Origin of the sequence: Spirillospora albida, assembly GCF_000718255.1 — a bacterium.
Lineage (GTDB): Bacteria > Actinomycetota > Actinomycetes > Streptosporangiales > Streptosporangiaceae > Spirillospora > Spirillospora albida.
Window position 1 is genome coordinate 45872 of the sequence record NZ_JOFJ01000002.1, and the last position, 20753, is coordinate 66624.

At 70.1% G+C, this 20753-nt stretch carries 21 protein-coding genes; 12 read left to right on the forward strand and 9 right to left on the reverse strand.

All coding sequences use genetic code 11. The features are described 5' to 3' along the window. Positions 1-55: 55 nt before the first annotated feature. Positions 56-1135 carry an inositol-3-phosphate synthase gene (locus IE99_RS0102700; protein WP_030163315.1) on the reverse strand — a complete coding sequence of 360 codons (1080 nt, stop codon included), beginning with the start codon at positions 1133-1135 and terminating at the stop codon, positions 56-58. A 72-nt stretch (positions 1136-1207) separates the two neighbouring features. Continuing rightward, complete coding sequence (locus IE99_RS0102705; protein WP_030163317.1) at positions 1208-1828, reverse strand: PadR family transcriptional regulator; 621 nt, start codon at positions 1826-1828, stop codon at positions 1208-1210. 157 nt (positions 1829-1985) lie between these two features. Between IE99_RS0102705 and IE99_RS0102710 the strand changes: the two genes are divergently transcribed. The 4 genes from IE99_RS0102710 (at position 1986) to IE99_RS0102725 (ending at position 10340) form a co-directional block, all read left to right on the forward strand. Continuing rightward, a complete protein-coding gene (locus IE99_RS0102710; RefSeq protein WP_030163320.1) occupies positions 1986-2378 on the forward strand; it encodes a DUF5318 family protein in 393 nt (130 codons plus the stop codon). A gap of 1208 nt (positions 2379-3586) precedes the next feature. Further along, entirely contained in the window at positions 3587-6010 is a 2424-nt protein-coding gene (locus IE99_RS0102715) for a transglycosylase domain-containing protein (RefSeq protein ID WP_084219240.1), read from the forward strand. A 368-nt stretch (positions 6011-6378) separates the two neighbouring features. Continuing rightward, a complete protein-coding gene (locus IE99_RS28750; protein ID WP_084219241.1) occupies positions 6379-8799 on the forward strand; it encodes a transglycosylase domain-containing protein in 2421 nt (806 codons plus the stop codon). A 92-nt stretch (positions 8800-8891) separates the two neighbouring features. Beyond that, the gene (locus IE99_RS0102725) at positions 8892-10340 is read left to right on the forward strand and encodes a glycosyltransferase family 87 protein (protein WP_245623031.1); all 1449 of its coding nucleotides are present in this window, start codon (positions 8892-8894) and stop codon (positions 10338-10340) included. Positions 10341-10401: 61 nt separating this feature from the next. Here the strand turns inward: IE99_RS0102725 and IE99_RS0102730 are convergent, their stop codons facing one another. The 3 genes from IE99_RS0102730 to IE99_RS0102740 form a co-directional block, all read right to left on the reverse strand. Further along, positions 10402-10785, reverse strand: coding sequence for a DUF4190 domain-containing protein (locus IE99_RS0102730; RefSeq protein ID WP_030163329.1), 384 nt, complete (start codon positions 10783-10785; stop codon positions 10402-10404). Positions 10786-10960: 175 nt separating this feature from the next. Beyond that, positions 10961-11731, reverse strand: coding sequence for a deoxyribonuclease IV (locus IE99_RS0102735; RefSeq protein WP_030163330.1), 771 nt, complete (start codon positions 11729-11731; stop codon positions 10961-10963). A gap of 37 nt (positions 11732-11768) precedes the next feature. After that, on the reverse strand, positions 11769-12077 hold the full coding sequence (locus tag IE99_RS0102740; RefSeq protein WP_051711880.1) for a hypothetical protein: 309 nt from the start codon (positions 12075-12077) through the stop codon (positions 11769-11771). A 214-nt stretch (positions 12078-12291) separates the two neighbouring features. On the opposite strand from IE99_RS0102740, the gene IE99_RS32330 reads away from it, so the two are divergent. From IE99_RS32330 to rplI, 5 genes are all read left to right on the forward strand, one after another. Then, a complete protein-coding gene (locus IE99_RS32330; protein WP_169744381.1) occupies positions 12292-12456 on the forward strand; it encodes a hypothetical protein in 165 nt (54 codons plus the stop codon). Between the two features lie 175 nt (positions 12457-12631). Then, positions 12632-12922 carry a 30S ribosomal protein S6 gene (gene rpsF / locus IE99_RS0102750; RefSeq protein WP_030163334.1) on the forward strand — a complete coding sequence of 97 codons (291 nt, stop codon included), beginning with the start codon at positions 12632-12634 and terminating at the stop codon, positions 12920-12922. Positions 12923-12959: 37 nt separating this feature from the next. Continuing rightward, positions 12960-13523 carry a single-stranded DNA-binding protein gene (locus IE99_RS0102755; RefSeq protein WP_030163337.1) on the forward strand — a complete coding sequence of 188 codons (564 nt, stop codon included), beginning with the start codon at positions 12960-12962 and terminating at the stop codon, positions 13521-13523. Between the two features lie 65 nt (positions 13524-13588). After that, the gene (rpsR, locus tag IE99_RS0102760) at positions 13589-13825 is read left to right on the forward strand and encodes a 30S ribosomal protein S18 (protein WP_019631633.1); all 237 of its coding nucleotides are present in this window, start codon (positions 13589-13591) and stop codon (positions 13823-13825) included. A gap of 16 nt (positions 13826-13841) precedes the next feature. Continuing rightward, positions 13842-14288 carry a 50S ribosomal protein L9 gene (rplI, locus tag IE99_RS0102765; RefSeq protein WP_030163341.1) on the forward strand — a complete coding sequence of 149 codons (447 nt, stop codon included), beginning with the start codon at positions 13842-13844 and terminating at the stop codon, positions 14286-14288. Between the two features lie 64 nt (positions 14289-14352). Here rplI and IE99_RS30005 read toward each other — a convergent pair whose 3' ends face one another. Both IE99_RS30005 and IE99_RS0102775 read right to left on the reverse strand, forming a co-directional pair. Next, complete coding sequence (locus IE99_RS30005; RefSeq protein WP_051711882.1) at positions 14353-14541, reverse strand: hypothetical protein; 189 nt, start codon at positions 14539-14541, stop codon at positions 14353-14355. Between the two features lie 41 nt (positions 14542-14582). Continuing rightward, entirely contained in the window at positions 14583-15911 is a 1329-nt protein-coding gene (locus tag IE99_RS0102775; protein WP_030163343.1) for an MATE family efflux transporter, read from the reverse strand. 315 nt (positions 15912-16226) lie between these two features. Between IE99_RS0102775 and dnaB the strand changes: the two genes are divergently transcribed. Continuing rightward, on the forward strand, positions 16227-17579 hold the full coding sequence (gene dnaB / locus IE99_RS0102780; protein WP_030163345.1) for a replicative DNA helicase: 1353 nt from the start codon (positions 16227-16229) through the stop codon (positions 17577-17579). A 213-nt stretch (positions 17580-17792) separates the two neighbouring features. Here dnaB and IE99_RS0102785 read toward each other — a convergent pair whose 3' ends face one another. After that, positions 17793-18239 (reverse strand): MarR family winged helix-turn-helix transcriptional regulator, encoded by a 447-nt coding sequence (locus IE99_RS0102785; protein ID WP_030163347.1) that lies wholly within the window; start codon positions 18237-18239, stop codon positions 17793-17795. Between the two features lie 90 nt (positions 18240-18329). On the opposite strand from IE99_RS0102785, the gene IE99_RS0102790 reads away from it, so the two are divergent. Further along, a complete protein-coding gene (locus IE99_RS0102790) occupies positions 18330-18719 on the forward strand; it encodes a nuclear transport factor 2 family protein (RefSeq protein WP_169744382.1) in 390 nt (129 codons plus the stop codon). A gap of 61 nt (positions 18720-18780) precedes the next feature. On the opposite strand, the gene IE99_RS0102795 is transcribed toward IE99_RS0102790, so the two are convergent. Continuing rightward, on the reverse strand, positions 18781-19143 hold the full coding sequence (locus tag IE99_RS0102795) for a nuclear transport factor 2 family protein (protein ID WP_030163351.1): 363 nt from the start codon (positions 19141-19143) through the stop codon (positions 18781-18783). Positions 19144-19276: 133 nt separating this feature from the next. Between IE99_RS0102795 and IE99_RS0102800 the strand changes: the two genes are divergently transcribed. Further along, a complete protein-coding gene (locus IE99_RS0102800) occupies positions 19277-20746 on the forward strand; it encodes an AlkA N-terminal domain-containing protein (protein WP_030163353.1) in 1470 nt (489 codons plus the stop codon). Positions 20747-20753 lie beyond the last annotated feature (7 nt).

Below are 20753 nucleotides of genomic sequence, written 5' to 3' on the forward strand. Positions count from 1 at the left end.
GTCGCGGCGCTTTGTGATCAGCCTCTCACCGGGCGGCGGGGCGGTGTGCCGGGGGTCAGCGCTCGACGTCGCCGCGGATGAAGGCCTCGACGGCCTCGCGCGCCTGGTCGTCGTTGTACTGCTCCGGCGGCGACTTCATGAAGTAGGAGCTCGCCGACAGGATCGGGCCGCCGACGCCGCGGTCCTTCGCGATCTTCGCGGCGCGGACGGCGTCGATGATGACGCCCGCGGAGTTCGGGGAGTCCCAGACCTCGAGCTTGTACTCCAGGTTCAGCGGGGTGTCGCCGAAGGACCTGCCCTCCAGGCGGACGTAGGCCCACTTGCGGTCGTCCAGCCACGGCACGTGGTCGGACGGGCCGATGTGCACGTCGGCCTTCGCCATCTCGTGCGGGATCTGCGACGTGACCGACTGCGTCTTGGAGATCTTCTTGGACTGGAGGCGCTTGCGCTCCAGCATGTTCATGAAGTCCATGTTGCCGCCGAAGTTGAGCTGGTACGTGCGCAGCAGCTCGACGCCGCGGTCCTCGAAGAGCTTGGCCATGACGCGGTGCGTGATGGTCGCGCCGACCTGGGACTTGATGTCGTCGCCGACGATCGGGACGCCCGCGTCCGTGAACTTCTGCGCCCACTCGGGGTCGCTGGCGATGAACACCGGCAGCGCGTTCACGAACGCGACCTTGGCGTCGATGCAGGCCTGCGCGTAGAAGCGGTCGGCCTCCTCGGAGCCCACCGGCAGGTAGGACACGAGGACGTCCACCTCGGCGTCCTTCAGCGCCTGCACCACGTCGACCGGCTCGGCGTCCGACTCCTCGACCATGTCGAGGTAGTACTCGCCCAGGCCGTCCAGGGTGTGGCCGCGCTGGACGGTCACGCCGGTCGGGGGCACGTCGGCGAACTTGATGGTGTTGTTCTCGCTGGCGTGGATGGCCTCGGACAGGTCCATCCCGACCTTCTTGGCGTCCACGTCGAACGCCGCCACGAACTCCACGTCGCCGACGTGGTAGTCGCCGAACTGGACGTGCATGAGGCCGGGGACCCGCGTCTCGGGGGCCGCGTCCTTGTAGAACTCGACACCCTGGACGAGCGAAGAGGCGCAGTTGCCCACACCCACGATGGCTACGCGCACCGAACCCATCCGATTGCTCCTTCTCTCTTAGCGGAACATGTGGTGTTTCTTCACCCGACCCCGAGGGCGCCGGGCCGCGGTTCAGCGGCCCTTCTCCCGAGGCATGTCCTGATTGATTTGCGAAGTTCTGGCTTGCCGTTCCTGCTCCGCCCGCTCGCGCCCGATGAGCTCGTTGAGCCACCGGACCTCGCGCTCGACGGACTCGAGCCCGTGGTTCTGCAGTTCGAGCGTGTAGGAGTCGACCCGTTCCCGGGTGCGCGCCAGAGCGGCGCGCACGCTCTCCAGCCGCTCCTCCAGCCGGCTGCGCCGGCCCTCGAGGATGCGCAGCCGCACGTCGGCGCGGGTGTGCGAGAAGAAGGCGAAGTGCACGCCGAACCCCTCGTCCTCCCACGACGCCGGACCCGCCTCGGTGAGCAGCTGCTGGAGCCGCTCCTTGCCCTCGGCGGTGAGCTTGTAGACGATCTTCGACCTGCGGCTCTGCAGCGCGAGCGCCCCGTTCGGCTCCTCGGGGCGGTCCTCGATGATCAGACCGCTGCCGAGCAGCTGCTTGAGGCAGGGGTAGAGCGACCCGTACGAGAACGCGCGGAACATGCCCAGCAGGGTGTTGAGCCGCTTGCGCAGCTCGTAGCCGTGCATCGGGGACTCGTGCAGCAGCCCGAGCACGGCGAGCTCCAGCACGCCCGCGCCCTTCTTGGCCGCCATCCGCTTCCCTCTTCCGCGCTGTCGACATCCGGGTCGATGTCTCGGGTCGATGTATCGAGTGAATGTATCGGCTCGATACATCGACAAGATACGTAGCGACGCGTCCCATGGCAAGCCCGGGGCCTTGAGGCGGTGCGCGGCGGGGTACGAACCGTCCATGGGACGGAGGCTGGTCGTCGACTACGGGCTCGCGAAGCGCGCCGCCCTCACGGAACTGCGGTCGGGTTCACTGGCCAGGGACGACGCCTGCGACGCGCACCCGTACCTGCTGCGCGCCGCGAAGTACCACGGGGAGCCGACCGACGCCTCCTGCCCCGTCTGCGACCGTGTGCGGCTCACCCACGTCACCTATGTGTACGGAGACGAACTGGGCCGCTACGCCGGGCGGGTGAAGGCCCCCGCCGAGCTGGCCGCCATGGAGCACGAATACGGCGAATTTCGGGTCTACGTGGTCGAAGTGTGTCAAAGTTGCGCATGGAACCACCTGGCGCAGTCCTACGTTCTCGGCCACGGGGAGACCGCCCCGAGCGGTGACCGACAAGGAGGATGATCCGCAGCGCCGCAGGTCAGGACGTCCAGCCGGCCGAGATCCGAGCCTTGCCGCGCCCTGCGCGCCCCCCGCTCACCAGCCCGCACAGTACTCTTCGGACGGCGCACGAGTTCGGCAACCGCCCGTTTGTCCCCTGTCGATGAGGTCGCGTGAGTAATCCAAGCCAGCCCCGACCGGACGCGGAGTCCGGGCCCCCGAGGCCGGGCGGGCAGCAGGTCCCCCGCCCCGGTCGGCCCGCCGACCCCGCCGCTCCGGATGCCTTCGGCGAGACCGGTGATGTGAGCACCGGCGCTTCGGCGCCGCCTGTCCCCCCGCCGTTCGTCGGGCCCTTCGACACGGCCGCGGGCGCCCTGCCGCCCGAGCCGTCCGCCGAGGCGGCGCCGTCGTCGGCCGTGTCCGCCTCGGGACCGATCGCCCCGCCGCCCCCGCCGCCGTCGGCCGCCGGTCCCGCTGTCATCTTCGGGCCGCCGCCGTCCTCGACGCCCCCCGGCGGGACGCCCGCGTCCGCGACCCCCTCCGGCGGGCTGCCCGTGGAGCCGCAGAAACGTGATGTACCGGAGACGCCTCCGGCCCCCTTGAGCGACCCCGCCCCTTTGAGCGACCCCGCCCCCTTGAGCCCAGCCGCCTCGTTGAGCGACCCCGCGCCTGGTGTTTCCCCGGGCGGAACCTCGGGAAGCGGTGTCGCGTCCGCCAACCCTTTGAACGCCCCCTTGAGCGACCCCCTCGGCGTTGGACCGTCCGCAGGTTTCGGCGGTGGTGCTCTGAACGCGCCGTTGAGCGGGCCGGGCACTCCGTCCGGCAACCCCTTGAACCCGCCGCCGCTGAGCGACCCGGCGGGCGGCAGCCCTTTGAGCGGTCCCGCGGGCGACGGTCCGCCGATCGGTGCGGGCGGAGGCCCGCGGTCGAGTCCGCGCATCGGTGATCCGCTGAACGGCACCGCGGGCGACGGCCTGCCCGTCGGCCCGATAGGAGGCCCGCCGCCGAGCGGGGCCGGCGTCCCGTCCGGCAGTCCCTTGAACGCTCCGCCGAACGCTCCGCGTGGCGGTGTACCCTCCGGCAACCCGCTGAACGCGCCGATGGGCGCGGCAAGCGGCCCCGGTCTCGGTGGTCCCTCCGGCGGCCCGCCGGTGCGCGTCGGAAAGCACGCGGCCGGACCGGGTGGTCCCGGGGGAGCGCCAGCGCCCGCAGGAGGTCCGGCGGGGGCGGGCATGCCCGGAAACTTCGGCATGCCGGCCGTGCCGGTCGGCCCCGGTGGTCCCGGTCTGGGCGGGCCTGGGCCCGGTGGCCCCGGTGGCCCCAGTGGTCCCGGTGGTCCGGGTGGCCCCGGTGGGCCTGGCCGTCCGCGGAAGGGCGGCGGCAAGCGCGGCTTCGTCGACCATCTGCGTTCCCGCAACGAGGGCTGGCGGCGGTTCCTGCCGTCCTGGAAGCTCGTGGCCGGGGTGTGCGGGCTGGCGTTCGCCGGATTCGTCACCCTGATCTGGGTCGCGTACTCCAACACGCCCACGCCCGCGGAACCGACCGTGGCCGGCGTCGAGGACCAGGCGTCCATCTTCTACTACACCGACAAGAGCGAGATCGGGCGGATCGGTAAGAAGCGGCAGAGCGTCGAGCTGAGCAAGGTCCCGGCGCACGTGCAGAACGCGGTGCTGGCGGCGGAGAACCGGAGCTTCCGCAGCGACCCCGGTTTCTCCATCAAGGGCACCACGCGCGCCGTCTGGAAGAACCTGACGGGCGGGTCCGGCGGCGGGTCCACCATCACGCAGCAGCTCGCCAAGAACTACTACTCCGACCCGAACAACCGGACGGTGAACCGGAAGTTCAAGGAGCTGTTCATCTCCCTGAAGCTCGAGGACGAGAAGAGCAAGGACGAGATCCTCAAGCTCTACCTGAACACCATCTACTTCGGCCGTGACACGTACGGCATCCAGGCGGCGTCCCGGGAGTACTTCGGCACGGACGTGTGGAAGCTCACCCCGGCCCAGGCGGCCGTCCTCGGCGGCATCATCCAGAACCCGAACCGGGACATCGGCGAGAAGGAGAACCAGGCCTGGCTGAAGGCCCGCTACGAGTACACCCTCAAGGGCATGGTCGAGATGAAGGTGCTCAGCCAGGCCGAGGCGGACAAGGCCCTGGCCGCGCTGCCGAAGATCCGGTCCGCCGGCCAGAACGCGGAACTGTACGGCGGTCAGCGCGGCTACATGCTGATGCGCGCCAAGGAGGAACTCCGCCGCGCGGGCATCGACAGCAAGATGCTGACGACGCAGGGCCTGCGGGTCTACACGACGTTCGACCGCAAGAAGATGGCCCAGGCGAAGCGCGCCGCGGAAAAGACCGTGCCGCAGGTCAACCCGAAGAAGCTCGCGAAGAAGAAGATCCGCGTGGGCCTGGTGTCGGTCAACACGGCCAACGGTGAGGTCGTCGCGTTCTACGGCGGGCCCGACTACCTGGACCAGGCGTTCGACAATGTGTGGCAGGGGCAGGCGCAGGGCGGATCGGCGATGAAGCCGTACGTCCTGGCGACGGCCCTGAAGCAGAACTACAGCCTGAAGAGCCTGGTCGAGGGCCGCTCGATGATCCCGCTCGACGGGAACGGGAACGTCGTGTCGGCGGGCACGCCCCGCGCGTACCGGGTCCCGAACGGGCACAAGGAAGCCCCGGCGATCAACCTCATCAGGGCGACGCAGAACTCGGTGAACACCGCGTTCATCCAGCTGATCGGCAAGGTCGGCATCGAAGAGGTCATCAAGACCGAGACGGACGCGGGCATCGAGCCCTTCCTGCTGAAGCCGCACAAGTACCCGACGCTGGCGCTCGGCGTGAACGACATCCGGCCGATCGAGCAGGCCGCCGGATACGTTCCGTTCGCGAACGGCGGGATCTACCACAAGCCGCACGTCATCCGTTACGTCAGGCTGAGCGACAACAAGACGCAGAAGTACAAGTGGAAGCCCGTGAAGCGCCGCGTCTTCACCCCCGGAGTGGCGGCGGACGCGACGTACGCGATGAGGCAGGTCGTGAACGCCGGTACCGCGACCGCCGCCCGCCTCCCGGACGGGCGGGAGGCGGCCGGCAAGACGGGCACCACCGACCGCAACGTCGCGACGTGGTTCGTGGGATACGTCCCGCAGTACTCCACGGCGGTGACGATGTACAACGACGCCAAGGGACCGGACGGAAGAAAGAAGTCGCTCGTCCTGCCCGGCATCGGCGAGGTCGAGGGCGGGTCCATCCCCGCGCGCATCTGGCGGGCGTACATGGCGGACGCGACCGCAGGCGAGGAGGCGAAGCCGTTCCCGCAGCCGGTCTGGGGCGGCATCGTCCAGCAGTGGGCCAAGCCGCCGGAGAAGAAGAAGGACAAGCGCCCGCCGTGGTGCGACTCCCCGATCGGCGAGTACGACCCGCGCTGCCAGGACGACGGTGACGATGGCGATGACGGCGACCAGGGCGACAAGCCCGCCTGCCAGTCGCCGCTCCCGAACCCGAACTGCGACCCGAACAAGCCGCCGAGCTTCCCGCCCCCGCGGTGGTGGTGCAACCTGCACCGGGACAACCCGATATGCCGGCTGACCCGGAACCGTCCGAACATGGAGAGCGCACGTCCGCTGTCCTTCGCGGCGAGGCCGCCGGAATGACGGGGCGTCCGGTATCGCAGTTCCGGAGGAACCGGGGTCATTTCCCAGCGGACCCCGGCTCCTCCGGGCGCGCAGTACTCTCAGACGACGCACAGCCGTACCCCAGTTGATGAGGTCGCGTGAGTAACCCAAGCCGATACGGACCGGATTACGGAGACAGTCCCGGCCGGCGAGGCCCGTCCCGCCCCGGTGCTTCCGGCGCGCCCGCCGGTGCCCAGCGCGGGGCTCCCCCGACGCCGGGACGCGGCCCGCGTCCCGGCAACGGCAACGGCCGGCCGACCGGACGCGGCGTTCCCGCCCGCACGGGCGCGCCCGCCGGTGCGCCCGGCGGCCGGCGCCGTGCCGGTGCCCCCGGTACACCCGGTGCCATGCGCTCCGGCCCCGGCGGCCCCGCAGGTCCGGGCGGGCGCGGGCCCGGTGGTCCGGGCGGCTCGGGTGGTTCACGCGGCCCCGGCGGCCCGGGAGGTCCCGGTGGTCCGGGCGGTATCGGCGGGCGGCGCGGCAAGCGCTCCGACGAGCCCGAGAAGACCGGCTGGCGGCGGTACGTCCCGAACTGGAAGATCGTTGTCGCCGTCTGCACCGTCCTGCTGCTCGGATTTGTGACGCTCGTCGTCGTGGCGTACGCCAACACGCCGGTGCCGACGAAGGCGCAGCAGGACGCCCTCCGGCAGGAGTCGGTCATCACCTATGCGGACGGGAAGCCCCTCGCCCGCATCGGCATGCACCGCGAGGAAGTCAAGCTGGCGCAGATTCCGTTGTTCGTCCGGAAAGCCGTGCTTGCAGCGGAGGACCGGGACTTCGAGGAGAACTCCGGCATCTCCACCAAGGGCATCGCCCGCGCACTGTTCAAGACGATGACCGGCGGAGACGTCCAGGGCGGCTCCACCATCACCCAGCAGATGGCCCGAAACTACTACCAGGGTCTCAGCCAGGACCGAACGGTCAGCCGGAAGTTCAAGGAGATCCTCATCTCCATCCGGCTGGGGAACGACGTGGATAAGGACGTCATCCTCGAGCTCTACCTGAACACCATCTACTTCGGCCGTTCGTCGTATGGGATACAGGCCGCGTCCCGCGCCTACTTCCACAAGACCGTCGACAAGCTGAACCTGTCCGAGGCGGCGATGCTGGCCGCGATGATCCAGCGGCCCACCTACTTCGTGACGCAGGGCGACGACAGCAACCCGCCGAAGAAGGCGCTGATCGAGCGCTGGAACTACGTCCTCGACGGCATGGTCGAGGAGAAATGGCTCGACTCGGGCCAGCGCGCGGCGGCGAAGTTCCCGGCGACGCAGAAGACCTGGAGCGACGTCAAGGACAACAGCCAGACGGGGTACCTCAAGGACCGCGTCATGGACGAGCTGAAGTCCCTCGGCATCACCGAGCAGATGATCGAGACCGGTGGCCTGAAGATCCAGACGACGTTCCGCAAGGACCTTCAGGACTACACCGCCTACTCCGTCAAGCAGATGCGGCAGAAGTACAACCTGGGCAAGGAGATCCACTTCGGGCTGAGCGTGGTCGACCCGAAGACCGGCGGCGTCGCCGCGGCCTACGGCGGACCCGGGTACAGCAAGCAGCAGTTCGACGACTCGTTCGACGCGAAGGTGCAGCCCGGGTCGTCCTTCAAGCCGATCGTCCTCGCCACGGCGCTCGACCAGGGCATCAGCCTGCGGACGCCCATGGACGGCAGTTACAAGCGGACGATCGGCGGGGCGACGTTCACCAATGACAGCCGGTCGGAGAACGGCGTCTACAACCTGAAGCAGATGACGGCGATGTCGATCAACACGGCGTACGTCGAGCTCGGCCAGAAGGTGGGGCTGAAGAACGTCATCGAGATGGCGAAGAAGTTGGGGATCTCCGAGGGCACGTCCGGCCTCAAGCAGGTCACTTCGCTCCCCCTCGGCGTCATCGACACCAGCCCGACCACGATGGCTTCCGTCTACTCGGCGTTCGCCGCCGAGGGCAAGTACCGCCAGGCCCACGTCATCGCCAAGGTGACGAAGAAGGACGGCAGCGTCGTCACCAACGCTGAGGGCAAGCCGCTGAAGAAGCTCCCTTGGGACACCCCCAAGGAGGTCTTCTCCGAGGCGGTCGCGCGTGACGCGACGGCCGCCATGCGGGCCGTCGTCACGTCCGGTACCGGTACGCGGGCCAGCCTCGGTGTCCGTCCGGTCGCGGGCAAGACGGGTACGACCGAAGAGAACAAGGCCGCCTGGTTCGTCGGTTACACGCCGGAGTACTCGACGTCCGTCGCGATGTGGCGCGAGGACAAGAACCGCAACCGGCTGTCGCTGGTCGGTGTCGGCGGCTACAACCAGATCTACGGTGGTACGGTCCCCGCCGACCTGTTCAAGACGTTCATGACGTACGCGCACGACGGCAAGCCGATCTCGCAGTTCGGCCCGCCCGGCAACGTCGGCCAGATCGCGCCGTGGGCGGCGCCGACGCCGACGCCCAAGCCGACGGAGACGCCGACCGTGACGCCGAGCCCGAGCTGCCAGCCCGGCAACGGCAACGGCAACGGCCCGGGGAACGGGAACGGCAACCAGCCGGGTCAGGGATGCCAGACGCAGAGCCCGTCCCCGTCCACGAGCCCGAGCCCGTCGCCGCCGGCCGACCAGCCGTGCAACCAGCTCGGCATGCCGGTCGGCTGCAACCCGAACATCCCGCCGAGCGACCCGCCGCCGAAGTGGTGGTGCCGGACGCACCCGGCCTATCCGGCCTGCCGGACGACGCCGGAGGAGCCGAACGAGCCGCAGACGAACATCGGTCAGGGCTACTGACCGGCCGGAAGACCCGGGGGGCCGCCGCCTCCCGGGTCTTTCCGTCCGCCGGACCGACCGCATGATCGTCGGAGGCCAATAGTCTGATCTCCATGGCGTCGTCTTCTGGAAGGCTCGGAATGCCCGGCGGGACCGCGGCGGACGGCGACCGGCCGGACCCGGGCGGGAACGGCCGGTTCATCCGCCTCGTGCCGGTGCTCACGGGGGTCACCGCCCTGGTGTGCCTCCTCGGGTGGATGCAGAAGCGCCCGTGCGCGTCCGCGGGGTTCGACTTCATCAGGACGACGACCCGGGCCTGCTACACCGACATCTACCCGCTGTACTACGTGCGGGGACTGAACGACGGCAAGGTGCCGTACTTCGACTCGTTCGCCGGCGAGGACATCCACTACGTGGAGTACCCCGTGCTGAGCGGCGGCTTCATGCAGCTGGCCGCCTGGCTCGTCCGCCCGTTCGAGCAGGACGCGCGGGGCATGGCGTTCTACAACCTCACGGTGGTGCTGCTCGCCGTCCTCGCGATCGCGGCCGTCCTCGCGACCGCGTACACGGCGGGACGCCGGTCGCTGCGCACCGGCCTGATGGTCGCGCTGTCCCCGGCGCTCCTCCTCACCGCCTACATCAACTGGGACATGCTGGCGGTCGCGCTGTCGGCGCTCGCCCTCGCCGCCTGGTCGAAGCGGCTCCCCCTCCTCGCCGGCGTGCTCCTCGGCCTCGCGATCGCCGCGAAGTTCTACCCGCTGCTGTTCCTCGGGCCGCTCGTGCTGCTCTGCGTCCGCGCCGGTCAGTGGCGCGCGATGGGCCGGATGCTCGCCGGGACGGCCGGCGCGTGGCTGCTCGTCAACGGACCCGTGATGCTGTTCGCCTGGGAAGGGTGGAAGGAGTTCTACCGGTTCAGCCAGGAGCGCGGGGTGGACTGGGGGTCGGTCTTCTTCTACCTGCGCGAGCACGGGCTGGACGGCGTGAACGACACGAGCGAGCTCAACATGCTCGGCACCGGGACGTTCCTCGTCCTCGCGGCGGGCATCGCCGTCCTCGCGCTCACCGCGCCGCGGCGTCCGCGCCTGGCGCAGCTGATGTTCCTCGTCCTCGTCGCATTCATGCTGCCGAACAAGGTGTGGTCGCCGCAGTACGTCCTCTGGCTGCTGCCCCTGGCCGTCCTGGCCCGGCCCAAGCTCCCCGCGTTCGTCGTCTGGCAGGTCGGGGAGATCGTCTACTTCTTCGGCATCTGGTGGTTCCTGCTGTCGGTGTCCAGCGGCTACGGAGGCGCGGACCTCTCGGAGACGCTCTCGTCCCTCGCACGGCTCGACGTCCCGGACGCCGGTATCCAGGACGGCGTCTACCACCTCGCGCTGGGGGCGCGCTTCTGCACCGTGTTCCTGCTGGCGGCACTGGTCGTCGTGGACATCCTGCGGCCGTCCGGGGATCCGGTGCGCTCGGACGGCGTGGACGACCCGTCCGGCGGTGTCCTGGACGGCGCCGGCGACGTGGTGTCGCTGCGCCGGTTCAGGGGACGCCGGCACACCGCCGTCCCCGTCACCTGAGGCCGGACGCACGAAGACCCCCACGCCGTGCGCGGCGTGGGGGTGGCGGGCGGCCCGGCGGTCAGTAGGTGCTGCTGGTGGCGGCTCCGCCGCCGACGATCGCGGCCCACAGTCCGATGTAGAAGATCCAGAACACGATCCAGCCGACGGAGACGATGTAGCCGAGGACGAGACCGGTCACGGCCATGCCCGACCCGCCCTCACCGGTCCGCTTGATCTGGCTCTGCGCGACATGCCCGAAGATGATCGCCAAGACGGACGTCACACCGCACGCGAAGAAACCGATGAGCCCGAGCACCATCGACGCCGTCGCCATGCCGTTGGTCGGCGCGACCGCGGCGGCGGACGGCCCGTAGTAGTGGTGCTGGACCGCGGGCTGCTGCTGCGGGTAGGAGGACTGGGCGTAGGGGTCCTGCGACCCGTACCCGTAAGGGTCGTATGCCATGAAGTTCCCGATCGGTTCGCGCGCCCGCCGGAGAGATCGCGCGTGCGCTGAGGCTGGATTCCGGATTATGCCAGTGTGAGGTGACCTTCGGACTGATGTCGTCATGCCGGTTCCTTCGCCGGGTTAGATGCCGGTCCGTCCGGGACGGTTCCCGGCCTCCGTGAAGAGGGCCCGATCAGTCCAGGTTCGCGCGCAGCCAGGCGATGTCGTCGGCCTGCCCGGCGCCCGGCGTCTCCACCACGACCGGCGCTCCGGCCGCCCTGACCACGGTCAGGATGAGTTCGGGGTCGATGGTGCCGCTGCCGAGGTTCGCGTGCCGGTCGGCGCCCGACCCGAACGCGTCCCGGCTGTCGTTGCAGTGGACGAGATCGATGCGGCCGGTTATGGCCTTGATCCGGTCGACGGCGTCGATGAGCTCCTCGCCGGCCGCGTGGGCATGGCAGGTGTCGAGGCAGAAACCGAGCTTGGACTCCAACCCCTCCACCGTGGAGAGGACCTCCCAGAGCCGGGCGATCCGGTCGAACTTGCGCGCCATCGCGTTGCCGCCGCCGGCGGTGTTCTCGATGAGGACGGGGATGGGGCACTCGACCCGCTCGAACACCTTGCGCCAGTTCTCGAACCCGGCCTCCGGGTCGTCGTCCTTCAGCACGTGCCCGCCGTGCACGATCAGCGCCTTGGCGCCGATGGACGCGGCCGCCTCCAGCTGCTGCGTCAGGTTCTTCCGGCTCGGGATCCGGATCCTGTTGTTGGAGGTCGCGACATTGATCGTGTAGGGCGCGTGAATGTAGACGTCCACGCCCGACCCCGCCAGAGCCTCGACGCCCTTCGGCAGGACGGGCTTCTTCCAGCCCTGGGGGTCGCCCAGGAAGAACTGGACGACGTCGGCCCCGATGGCACGCGCGCTGTCGAGGGGATCGGTCTGGTCGACGTGGGCTCCGATGCGCATGGCACCGAGGTTAGCCGCGCCGTCCGACGAAACCGGCTCAGAGGCTGAAACCGCCGTGCCGGAGCGCGAACGCGCCGCCGATGAAGGAGGCGACCATCGCGATCACGTTCAGCCACCGCTCGTTGGTCGTCGCGGACACCATCTGCGAGTAGAGCGCCAGCGGCAGGCCGGCCACCGCCGCGATCGCGCCGAAGAAGTGCGTCGCCGGGATGGCGCCGAGGACCAGGGCGGCCGCGCCGATCGTGATCGCGCACACCGCCAGCGCGTCCTCCACCGGATGGCGCTCGGTGTGCTGACCCTTCGCCCCGACGGCCGCGTGCTCGCTCCGGGCTGCCTCCTGTGGCATCGAGCCTCCTCCTCGAGGTCACGCTCCCGCGCGACGAAGAACTGGACGGGCGCCGGTCCGCGCGGACCGGACCACGCGGTAGGGATTCCCGTCCCGATCGGAGATCAACCTGGGGGGACGCGCGGAAATGTCGGCGGCACCGGCTAGAGTCGAACACGGTTTCGAAGAAGGTGCGGTTTCGAGGTCGGCCCGGCCGGTACGGGAGGCGAGGCGAATGCGGCACAGCGAGCTGACGGTGATCGGCGATGCGGAACTCGTCGAGGAGCTGTCCATACTGACCACGCAGACCGCCCGGATGCGGGCGCGCATGGCCGACATCATGGCCGAGCTGGAGCGGCGTCGCTGCTCCCGGAGAGCCCAGCCGGGGCCGGTGCGCTGAACGCTCCCGGTCCGCGGAAACGGCGTGCACGCTGCCGACTCTTGGTAGCCTGTACCGGTCTCGCGGCGCGGTGCCCCGGCGTAACCGGATCCGGCGCCGCCGCGGGAGACGCACGAAGCCCTCCTGTCACGGAAAGACCGTGACCGCATGAGTCCAGAGGAGGTAGGGACACAGCATGCGTCGTTACGAACTCATGGCGATCCTCGACCCCGCCATCGACGAGCGCACCGCGGGTGCGGCCCTCGACCCGTTCCTGAAGGTCGTGAAGGACGATGGCGGCAGCGTGGAGAAGGTCGACGTCTGGGGCCGCCGGCGCCTGGCGTACGACATCCAGAAGAAGTCCGAAGGCATCTACGCGGTGGTCGACCTGTCGGCTGAGCCCGCCACGGTCAAGGAGATGGACCGTCAGCTCAACCTGAGCGAGTCGATCCTCCGCACCAAGGTCATCCGCCCCGAGGTCCACTGAGCCAGGCTCAGCCCTCACAGCAGCCGGAGCGAGCCCCATGGCAGGCGACACCGTAATCACGATCGTCGGGAACCTCGTCGAGGACCCGAATCTGCGTTTCACCCCGAGCGGCCAGGCCGTCGCGTCCTTCCGCATCGCCTCGACCCCGCGGTTCTTCGACCGCCAGTCCGGCGACTGGAAGGACGGCGAGGCGCTGTTCCTGACCTGCAACGTCTGGCGGCAGGCCGCCGAGAACGTGGCCGAGAGCCTGCAGCGCGGCATGCGGGTGATCGTGCAGGGACGCCTCAAGCAGCGGTCGTACGACACCCGCGAGGGTGAGAAGCGCACCGTCTTCGAGATCGAGGTCGACGAGGTCGGCCCGTCCCTGCGCAGCGCGACCGCCAAGGTCAACAAGACGCAGCGTCAGGGCGGCGGCGGTGGCTTCGGCGGCGGCCAGCAGGGCGGCGCCCAGCAGGGCGGCGGCGGCTTCGGTGGCGGCGGCGGTGGCGGTCAGCAGGGCGGCGGCTTCGGCGGCGCCCAGCAGTCCGGCCCGGCCGACGACCCCTGGGCCACCGGCGGCGGTGGCGGTGGCGGCGGGTTCTCCGACGAACCGCCGTTCTGACCGCGAGACCAACACTCATCACGTCCATTCCCGCGACAGCGGGGCTCTCCCAAAGGAGCACCACGATGGCGAAGCCACCTCCTCGCAAGCCGAAGAAGAAGGTTTGCGTTTTCTGCCAGGAGAAGATCTCCTACGTCGACTACAAGGACACGGGCCTGCTGCGGAAGTTCATCTCCGACCGCGGCAAGATCCGTGCCCGTCGCGTGACCGGCAACTGCACCCAGCACCAGCGGGACGTCGCCACGGCGATCAAGAACGCCCGCGAGATGGCGCTGCTGCCGTACACCAGCACCGCGCGCTGAGGCAGGAGGAAAGATCATGAAGCTCATCCTGACCCAGCAGGTGACCGGGCTCGGCGAGCCCGGTGACGTCATCGAGGTCCGCGACGGCTACGGCCGCAACTACCTCGTCCCGCGCGGATTCGCGATCAAGTGGACCCGCGGCGCCGAGAAGGAGATCGACTCCATCAAGAAGGCGCGTTCGGCCCGCGAGATCGCGACCGCCGAGCACGCCAAGGAGGTCGCCGGCCGGCTGAAGGCGCTGAAGGTGACGCTGCGCTCGCGCACCGGCGCCAACGGCCGCCTCTTCGGCGCGGTGACCGCCGCCGACATCGCCGAGGCCGTCAAGGCCTCCGACGGCCCCGACCTGGACCGCCGCCGCATCGTGATCGGGAACCCGATCAAGACCGTCGGCACCCACCGGGTCAGCGTGCGCCTGCACGCCGACGTCGACGCCACGATCGACGTCAACGTCGTCGAGGCCTGACGGCTCCGCACCACCACGACCGCCGTCCCGGGATTCCGGGGCGGCGGTCGTGTGCGTCCAGGGTTCATGTGTCCGGGGTGGTGTAGCGCGTCCGGCTGCGCGCGATCTCCGGATCGATGCCCTCCACCAGCGACCAGATGCCGGCCACCCGCTCGACGAGGATCTCCGGAGGCAGTCCGGCCAGGCCCTCCGCGGCCAGGTCGTCGATCGCCTGCGTCAGCCGGGCCATCCGCTCGCCGTGCGTGGAACACATGTTCGAATAGTAGCGAGTGGGGCGGGGGGTGCGGGTGGGATTCAGCGGACGGCGCCGGTGACCATCCAGCGATCTCCTCGCGCGCGCAGCCCGAGGGTGAGCAGGCGGGTCACCATCCACAGGCCGATCGCCGCCCACAGCCAGAGGAGCCCGGCGTCCGTCCAGTGGGCGGCGAGGGCCGCGGGCAGGAAGACCAGAGTCGCGAGCAGCGTCGTAACCGCGAGATAGGCGCCATCCCCCGCGCCAATGAGGATTCCGTCCAGGACGAACACCACACCCGCGACCGGTTGCAGGAGCGCGATCAGCAGCAGCGAGCCGAGGAGCAGGTCCCGGACGTCTTCGTCCGAGGTGAACAGCGCGGGCAGCCAGGGCCGGACCGCGAGGATCGCCAGCCCGAACACGACCCCGCAGGCGATGCCCCACACCACCATCCGGCGGGTCACCGCGCGCGTGCCCGCGACGTCGGACGCGCCCAGATGGCGTCCGGTGATGGCCTGCCCCGCGATCGCGATGGCGTCCAGGGCGAACGCGAGGAGCGTCCAGATCTGGAAGCCGACCTGGTACGCGGCGATCTCGGGGTCGCCCATCCGCGCGGCGATGGACGTCCCGACGATGAGGACGACGCGGAGCGCCGCCGTCCGGAGCAGCAGCCCGAGCCCGGCGGTCGCGGACGTGCGCAGGCCCGCGGCGTCCGGCCGCACCGGCGCCCCGTGCCGCCGCGCCGCCCGCAGGACGACCGCGACATAGACGGCGGCGCTGCCCGTCTGGGCGATGACGGTGCCCCATGCCGACCCCGCGATCCCCCAGTCCAGAACGATCACGAACAGCACGTTGAGCACCAGGTTCAGCGTGAACCCGCCGATCGAGACGTAGAGCGGCGTGCGGGTGTCCTGGAGGCCGCGCAGGACGCCCGTCCCGGCCAGGACGATCAGCATGGACGGGATGCCCAGCAGGCTCACCCGCAGGTAGGTCTCGGCGAACGGCGCCACCGACGCGGACGCGCCGAACAGGTCCACGATGCCGGAGACGAACGGCCATCCGGCGGCGATGAGCACCAGGCCGATGACGAGGGCGAGCCACATCCCGTCGATGCCCTGCCGGATCGCGGCGGGCAGATCGCCGGCGCCGACCTGCCGCGCGACTCCCGCCGTCGTCCCGTAGGCGAGGAAGACGCACAGGTAGACCAGGGTGGCGAGGGCCTGGCCGGCGACGCCGAGGCCGCCGAGCTGCGCGGTGCCGAGATGCCCGATGATCGCCGAGTCGGACAGCAGGAACAGTGGCTCCGCGACGAGCGCGCCGAAGGCGGGGATCGCGAGGCGGAGGATCTCGCGGTCGTGGCCGGACGCGCGCCTCCGGGGAGAACCGATCATGGCGCGTCCACGGTACCAGTATGTAAGTTCCTTAATTCCACTTGGTTCCTTACCGGTCGCCGGTCGGCCGTTTTTCTTTTCCGCACACCCGGTGGATGAGGTCGTCGCTGGTCAGGTCGTTGGCAGGTGATCTCTCCGCGAGATATCCACAGGGGCGTCCACAGGTCATGCACAGCCTCATCGGCGTGTTTGCACAGGCTGTCCACAGGTTTTCCACAGGTGACTTTGCCGGGGCCCGCGTGGCCTGGCGAGAATGTCGGACGCCTCGGGTAAACGTGGGATGGACGGGGCGGCCGAGCAGAAGGGGGTGCGGACGTGAGCGTGAGCGATCTCGGGTCATCCGAGCACGAGTTCGAGCGCACGCCCCCGAACGACATCGCCGCCGAACAGGGCGTCCTCGGTGGCATGCTCCTGTCCGCGGACGCGATCGCCGAGGTCGTCGAGGTCCTCCGCACCCAGGACTTCTACCGCCCCGCGCACCAGGTCATCTACGACACGATCCTCGACCTCTACGGCCGCGGCGACCCCGCCGACGCCGTCACGATCGCGGGCGAGCTCACCAAGAACGGCGAGATCGGCCGCATCGGCGGTGCCCCCTACCTGCACACGCTGATCTCCTCGGTGCCCACCGCCGCGAACGCGGGCTACTACGCCAAGATCGTCCGCGAGCGGTCGGTGCTGCGCCGACTGGTCGAGACGGGCACCCGCATCGTCCAGATGGGCTACGCCGCCGACGGCGCGGACGCCGACGAGGTCCTCGACCGCGCCCAGGCCGAGGTCTTCGCGATCGCCGAGAAGCGCTCCGGCGAGGACTACATCGCCCTCAGCGAGATCATGCCGGGCGCCCTGGACGAGATCGAGGCGATCGGCAGCCGCGGCGGCCAGATGGTCGGCGTCCCCACCGGCTTCGCCGACCTGGACGCCCTCACCAACGGCCTCCATCCCGGGCAAATGGTGGTAATTGCCGCAAGACCGGCAATGGGGAAGAGTACGCTGGCCCTCGACTTGGCGCGGGCGGCGTCCATCAAGCACGGGTTGACGTCGGCGTTCTTCAGCCTGGAGATGGGGCGCAACGAGATCACGATGCGGCTGCTGTCGGCGGAGGCGCGGGTGGCGCTGCACGCGATGCGGTCGGGCACCATGCAGGACGAGGACTGGACGCGCCTCGCCCGGAGGATGAGCGAGGTCGCCGAGGCGCCGCTGTTCATCGACGACTCGCCGAACATGTCGATGATGGAGATCCGGGCGAAGTGCCGGCGGCTCAAGCAGCAGCATGATCTGCGCCTGGTCATCATCGACTACTTGCAGCTGATGAGCTCCGGCAAGCGGGTCGAGAGCCGCCAGGTCGAGGTGTCGGAGTTCTCCCGGTCGCTGAAGCTCCTGGCGAAGGAGCTGGGCGTCCCGGTCATCGCGCTGTCGCAGCTGAACCGAGGTCCGGAGCAGCGAACGGACAAGAAGCCCATGGTGTCCGATCTCCGCGAATCGGGATCTATCGAGCAGGACGCGGACATGGTGATCCTGCTGCACCGTGAAGACGCCTACGAGAAGGAGTCGCCGCGCGCGGGCGAGGCCGACCTGATCGTGGCGAAGCACCGCAACGGCCCCACCGCGACGGTCACGGTCGCGTTCCAGGGCCACTACAGCCGCTTCGTCGACATGGCGCAGTAGGCGGAACGTCTTCGCGATTCACACGCGGCCGCGGTAGCAGCGGCGGTTCTCTCGCGTGTATGGGGTGTCCCAGCGAAGGAGAACCGCGTGCGCATGAGAGAACCGTCCATCGGGGCTTCGCCGACGGGCCGCTCTCAGAGCACGGCCACCCGGGCGCAGGCCCGCAGCGATGCCGCGCTGGAGCCGTGGGCGCGCACCGCGCGTGCGGCGGGGTCAGCGTGCGTGGTGGTCGACCAGGCGGGCGAGCAGGGCTATGAGCTGATCGCGCTCTGCGGGGGCGAGCGGGGCCAGGAGTTCGTCCTGGATGCCCGCCAGGACGTTTTCCAACTCGTTGAGGTGGCGGGCTCCGGCGGGGGTGAGGGTGATGACGTTGCGGCGACGGTCGGCCGGGTCGGGGGAGCGGTCGATCAGGTCCTTGGCGGCGAGTTCGTTCAGGGCCGCCACGACGTCACTGCGGTCGATGCCCGTGCGGCGGCCGAGGTCGGCCTGGCTGGACGGGCCGTACTCGTCCAGGGCGGCGAGCAGGCGGTAGTGGTAACCGCGGGCGCCGGCCGCCGCGAATCCGTCGGTGACCAGCCGGTGCCCGTGCGCGGCGGCGGTGCTGATCAGCCAGCTCGGGGTGCGCGCGAGGCGGGCCGGCGGTGCGGCATCGGCGTTCATCACATCCGGCAGCCTACCCACTTGTTGGGACGGCCAATGATTGTTATGTTGGTCATCCCAACATTGGCCGTACCAATAAAAGGAGTCCTCGTGCGGGATGACCGCCATGAACTGACCGACCTCGTCACCCGCCTCGGGCTGTGGCTCGACGAGCACCGCTTCGACGAGGCCCGCACCGTGTTCACCGAGGACGCCGAGGCCCGCACCCCCGGCGGCACGGCCCGCGGCCTCGACGCCCTGGTCCGCCAGGCGAGCCGCAACCACGGCGTGCCGACGCAGCACTTCATCACCAACCCGCTGATCGAGATCGACGGCGAGGAGGCGACGATCAGGGCCAACCTCCTCGTCGTCTTCGCGGGCGAGGGCGAGCGCCGCGTCCTCGGCGAGCGCTACGACCTGCGCGCCAGGCGCACCGCCGCGGGCTGGCGCCTGTCCCGCGTGGGCGTCCGCCCCATTTGGGACGGCCTCCAAGCGGCCTAGGCCGCCGGAGTCGCGGGCCGGGGCGGCGAGGTCGTCCGGACGGTCCGCGGCGGGAGGGATCTCAGCCGGGGACCTTGTCGAGGAATCCGTGGACGCGGTCGAAGCGGCCGTCGTCGGCGAAGACCGCGACGTCGAATCCGACCACGATGGCCTCGCCGCCCTCCGGTCCGAGCTCCCACCCGAACCGGGCCACGTTGTGGTGGGCGTCCACGGTGCCGGACGGGCGGAACACCATGCCGGGGAACTGCTGCTGGGCGGCGCCGACGAACGCGTCGATCGCGTCCCGTCCCTCGGCGACGCCGAGGGGGTCGACGTAGACCGGGGTCAGCGTCCACATCTCGTCGATCGCGGCGCGGCGTGCGGCCGGGTCCGTCTCGTTCCAGATGGCGAGGTAGCGCTCCACCCTCTGCTGGACGTCGCTCATATCGTTCTCCCTTCGTGCGGTACCTCCACTCTCGCGGCGGACGGGACGGGAGGGCGATTAGCCGGCAGGTCATGGCGAGGGTGATGTCGGATTTCCGCTAGTGAACGGTGGTGGCGTCGGTGATGCTGGACGCATGCATGAAGACGTCGAACGGTGTGTGCGGGCGGTCCGGTCGAAGGACGCCCGCTTCGACGGCTGGTTCTTCACCGGGGTCGTGACCACGGGGATCTACTGCCGCCCCAGTTGCCCGGCCGTCCCGCCGAAACCGGCCAACATGCGCTTCTACCCGAGCTCCGCCGCGGCGCAGCAGGCGGGTTTCCGCGCCTGCAAGCGGTGCCGGCCGGACACGAGCCCCGGCTCGCCCGAGTGGAACCACAGGGCCGATGTCGTGGCGCGGGCCATGCGCCTGATGGCGGACGGGGTCGTCGACAGGGAGGGCGTTCCGGGCCTCGCCCGGAGGCTCGGGTACAGCACCCGCCAGATCGAACGGCAGTTGAAGGCGGAGCTGGGCGCCGGTCCGCTCGCCCTTGCGCGTGCCCAGCGCGCGCAGACGGCGCGTCTGCTCATCGAGACGACGACCCTGCCCATGGGGGACGTCGCGTTCGCGGCGGGATTCGCGAGCATCCGGGCCTTCAACGAGACCGTCCGGGAAGTGTTCGCCATGACGCCGACAGGGCTGCGTGAGCGCCTGTCCAAGGGGCAGCCGACCTGCGTCCCCGGGGTGTTGTCACTGAGGCTGCCGTTCCGCGCCCCTCTGTGTCCGGACAACCTGTTCGGCCATCTGGCGGCCACCGCGGTGCCGGGTGTGGAGGAGTGGAGGGACGGCGCGTTCCGCCGCACCCTGCGGCTCCCCCACGGGCACGGCATCGCGACCCTGCGCCCCGGCCCCGACCACGTCGCCTGCACGCTCAGCCTCAAGGACCTCCGCGACCTCGCCATCGCGATCAGTCGCTGCCGCTGGATGCTGGATCTGGACGCCGATCCCGTGGCGGTGGACGACCTCCTCCGCACCGACCCGGTGCTCGCCCCGCTCGTCGACAAGGCTCCGGGACGCCGCGTCCCGCGCACGGTCGACGCGGAGGAGTTCGCCGTCCGTGCCGTCCTCGGTCAGCAGGTCTCCACCGCGGCGGCCCGCACGCACGCCGGGCGGCTGGTCGCGTCCTACGGGGAGCCGATCTCGGATCCGTCCGGCGGGCTCACGCACCTGTTCCCGACTCCGGCCGCCCTGGCGGGGCTCGACCCGGAAACGCTCGCGTTCCCGAAATCCCGCCGGACGACCCTGACCGCGCTCGCGGCCGCGCTGGCCGAGGGCGAGATCGACCTCGGTGTGGGAAGCGACTGGGAGGAGGCCCGTGCACGCCTGGCGCGGCTCCCCGGATTCGGCCCGTGGACGATCGAGTCCATCGCGATGCGTGCCCTGGGGGACCCCGACGCGTTCATCCCCGGCGACCTCGGCATCCGGGCCGCCGCCACTCTGCTGGAACTCCCGTCCACGCCGGCCGCTCTCACCCGGCGCGCCATGGCCTGGCGGCCGTGGCGGGCTTACGCCGTCCAGTACCTGTGGGCCACGGGCGACCACCCCATCAACCTTCTTCCCGCCTAAGAGAGGA

What these genes read in the sequence shown, in the direction of transcription:
- rplI (WP_030163341.1), top strand. Translation starts at nt 13,842, where the DNA reads ATGAAGCTCATCCTGACCCAGCAGGTGACCGGGCTCGGCGAGCCCGGT.
- IE99_RS0102785 (WP_030163347.1), bottom strand. Translation starts at nt 18,239, where the DNA reads ATGAACGCCGATGCCGCACCGCCGGCCCGCCTCGCGCGCACCCCGAGC.
- IE99_RS0102710 (WP_030163320.1), top strand. Translation starts at nt 1,986, where the DNA reads ATGGGACGGAGGCTGGTCGTCGACTACGGGCTCGCGAAGCGCGCCGCC.
- IE99_RS0102775 (WP_030163343.1), bottom strand. Translation starts at nt 15,911, where the DNA reads ATGATCGGTTCTCCCCGGAGGCGCGCGTCCGGCCACGACCGCGAGATC.
- IE99_RS0102755 (WP_030163337.1), top strand. Translation starts at nt 12,960, where the DNA reads ATGGCAGGCGACACCGTAATCACGATCGTCGGGAACCTCGTCGAGGAC.
- rpsF (WP_030163334.1), top strand. Translation starts at nt 12,632, where the DNA reads ATGCGTCGTTACGAACTCATGGCGATCCTCGACCCCGCCATCGACGAG.
- IE99_RS28750 (WP_084219241.1), top strand. Translation starts at nt 6,379, where the DNA reads ATGCGCTCCGGCCCCGGCGGCCCCGCAGGTCCGGGCGGGCGCGGGCCC.
- IE99_RS0102700 (WP_030163315.1), bottom strand. Translation starts at nt 1,135, where the DNA reads ATGGGTTCGGTGCGCGTAGCCATCGTGGGTGTGGGCAACTGCGCCTCT.
- IE99_RS0102725 (WP_245623031.1), top strand. Translation starts at nt 8,892, where the DNA reads ATGGCGTCGTCTTCTGGAAGGCTCGGAATGCCCGGCGGGACCGCGGCG.
- IE99_RS0102730 (WP_030163329.1), bottom strand. Translation starts at nt 10,785, where the DNA reads ATGGCATACGACCCTTACGGGTACGGGTCGCAGGACCCCTACGCCCAG.
- IE99_RS0102800 (WP_030163353.1), top strand. Translation starts at nt 19,277, where the DNA reads ATGCATGAAGACGTCGAACGGTGTGTGCGGGCGGTCCGGTCGAAGGAC.
- IE99_RS0102735 (WP_030163330.1), bottom strand. Translation starts at nt 11,731, where the DNA reads ATGCGCATCGGAGCCCACGTCGACCAGACCGATCCCCTCGACAGCGCG.
- IE99_RS0102740 (WP_051711880.1), bottom strand. Translation starts at nt 12,077, where the DNA reads ATGCCACAGGAGGCAGCCCGGAGCGAGCACGCGGCCGTCGGGGCGAAG.
- rpsR (WP_019631633.1), top strand. Translation starts at nt 13,589, where the DNA reads ATGGCGAAGCCACCTCCTCGCAAGCCGAAGAAGAAGGTTTGCGTTTTC.
- IE99_RS0102715 (WP_084219240.1), top strand. Translation starts at nt 3,587, where the DNA reads ATGCCCGGAAACTTCGGCATGCCGGCCGTGCCGGTCGGCCCCGGTGGT.
- IE99_RS32330 (WP_169744381.1), top strand. Translation starts at nt 12,292, where the DNA reads ATGCGGCACAGCGAGCTGACGGTGATCGGCGATGCGGAACTCGTCGAG.
- IE99_RS0102705 (WP_030163317.1), bottom strand. Translation starts at nt 1,828, where the DNA reads ATGGCGGCCAAGAAGGGCGCGGGCGTGCTGGAGCTCGCCGTGCTCGGG.
- IE99_RS30005 (WP_051711882.1), bottom strand. Translation starts at nt 14,541, where the DNA reads ATGTGTTCCACGCACGGCGAGCGGATGGCCCGGCTGACGCAGGCGATC.
- IE99_RS0102795 (WP_030163351.1), bottom strand. Translation starts at nt 19,143, where the DNA reads ATGAGCGACGTCCAGCAGAGGGTGGAGCGCTACCTCGCCATCTGGAAC.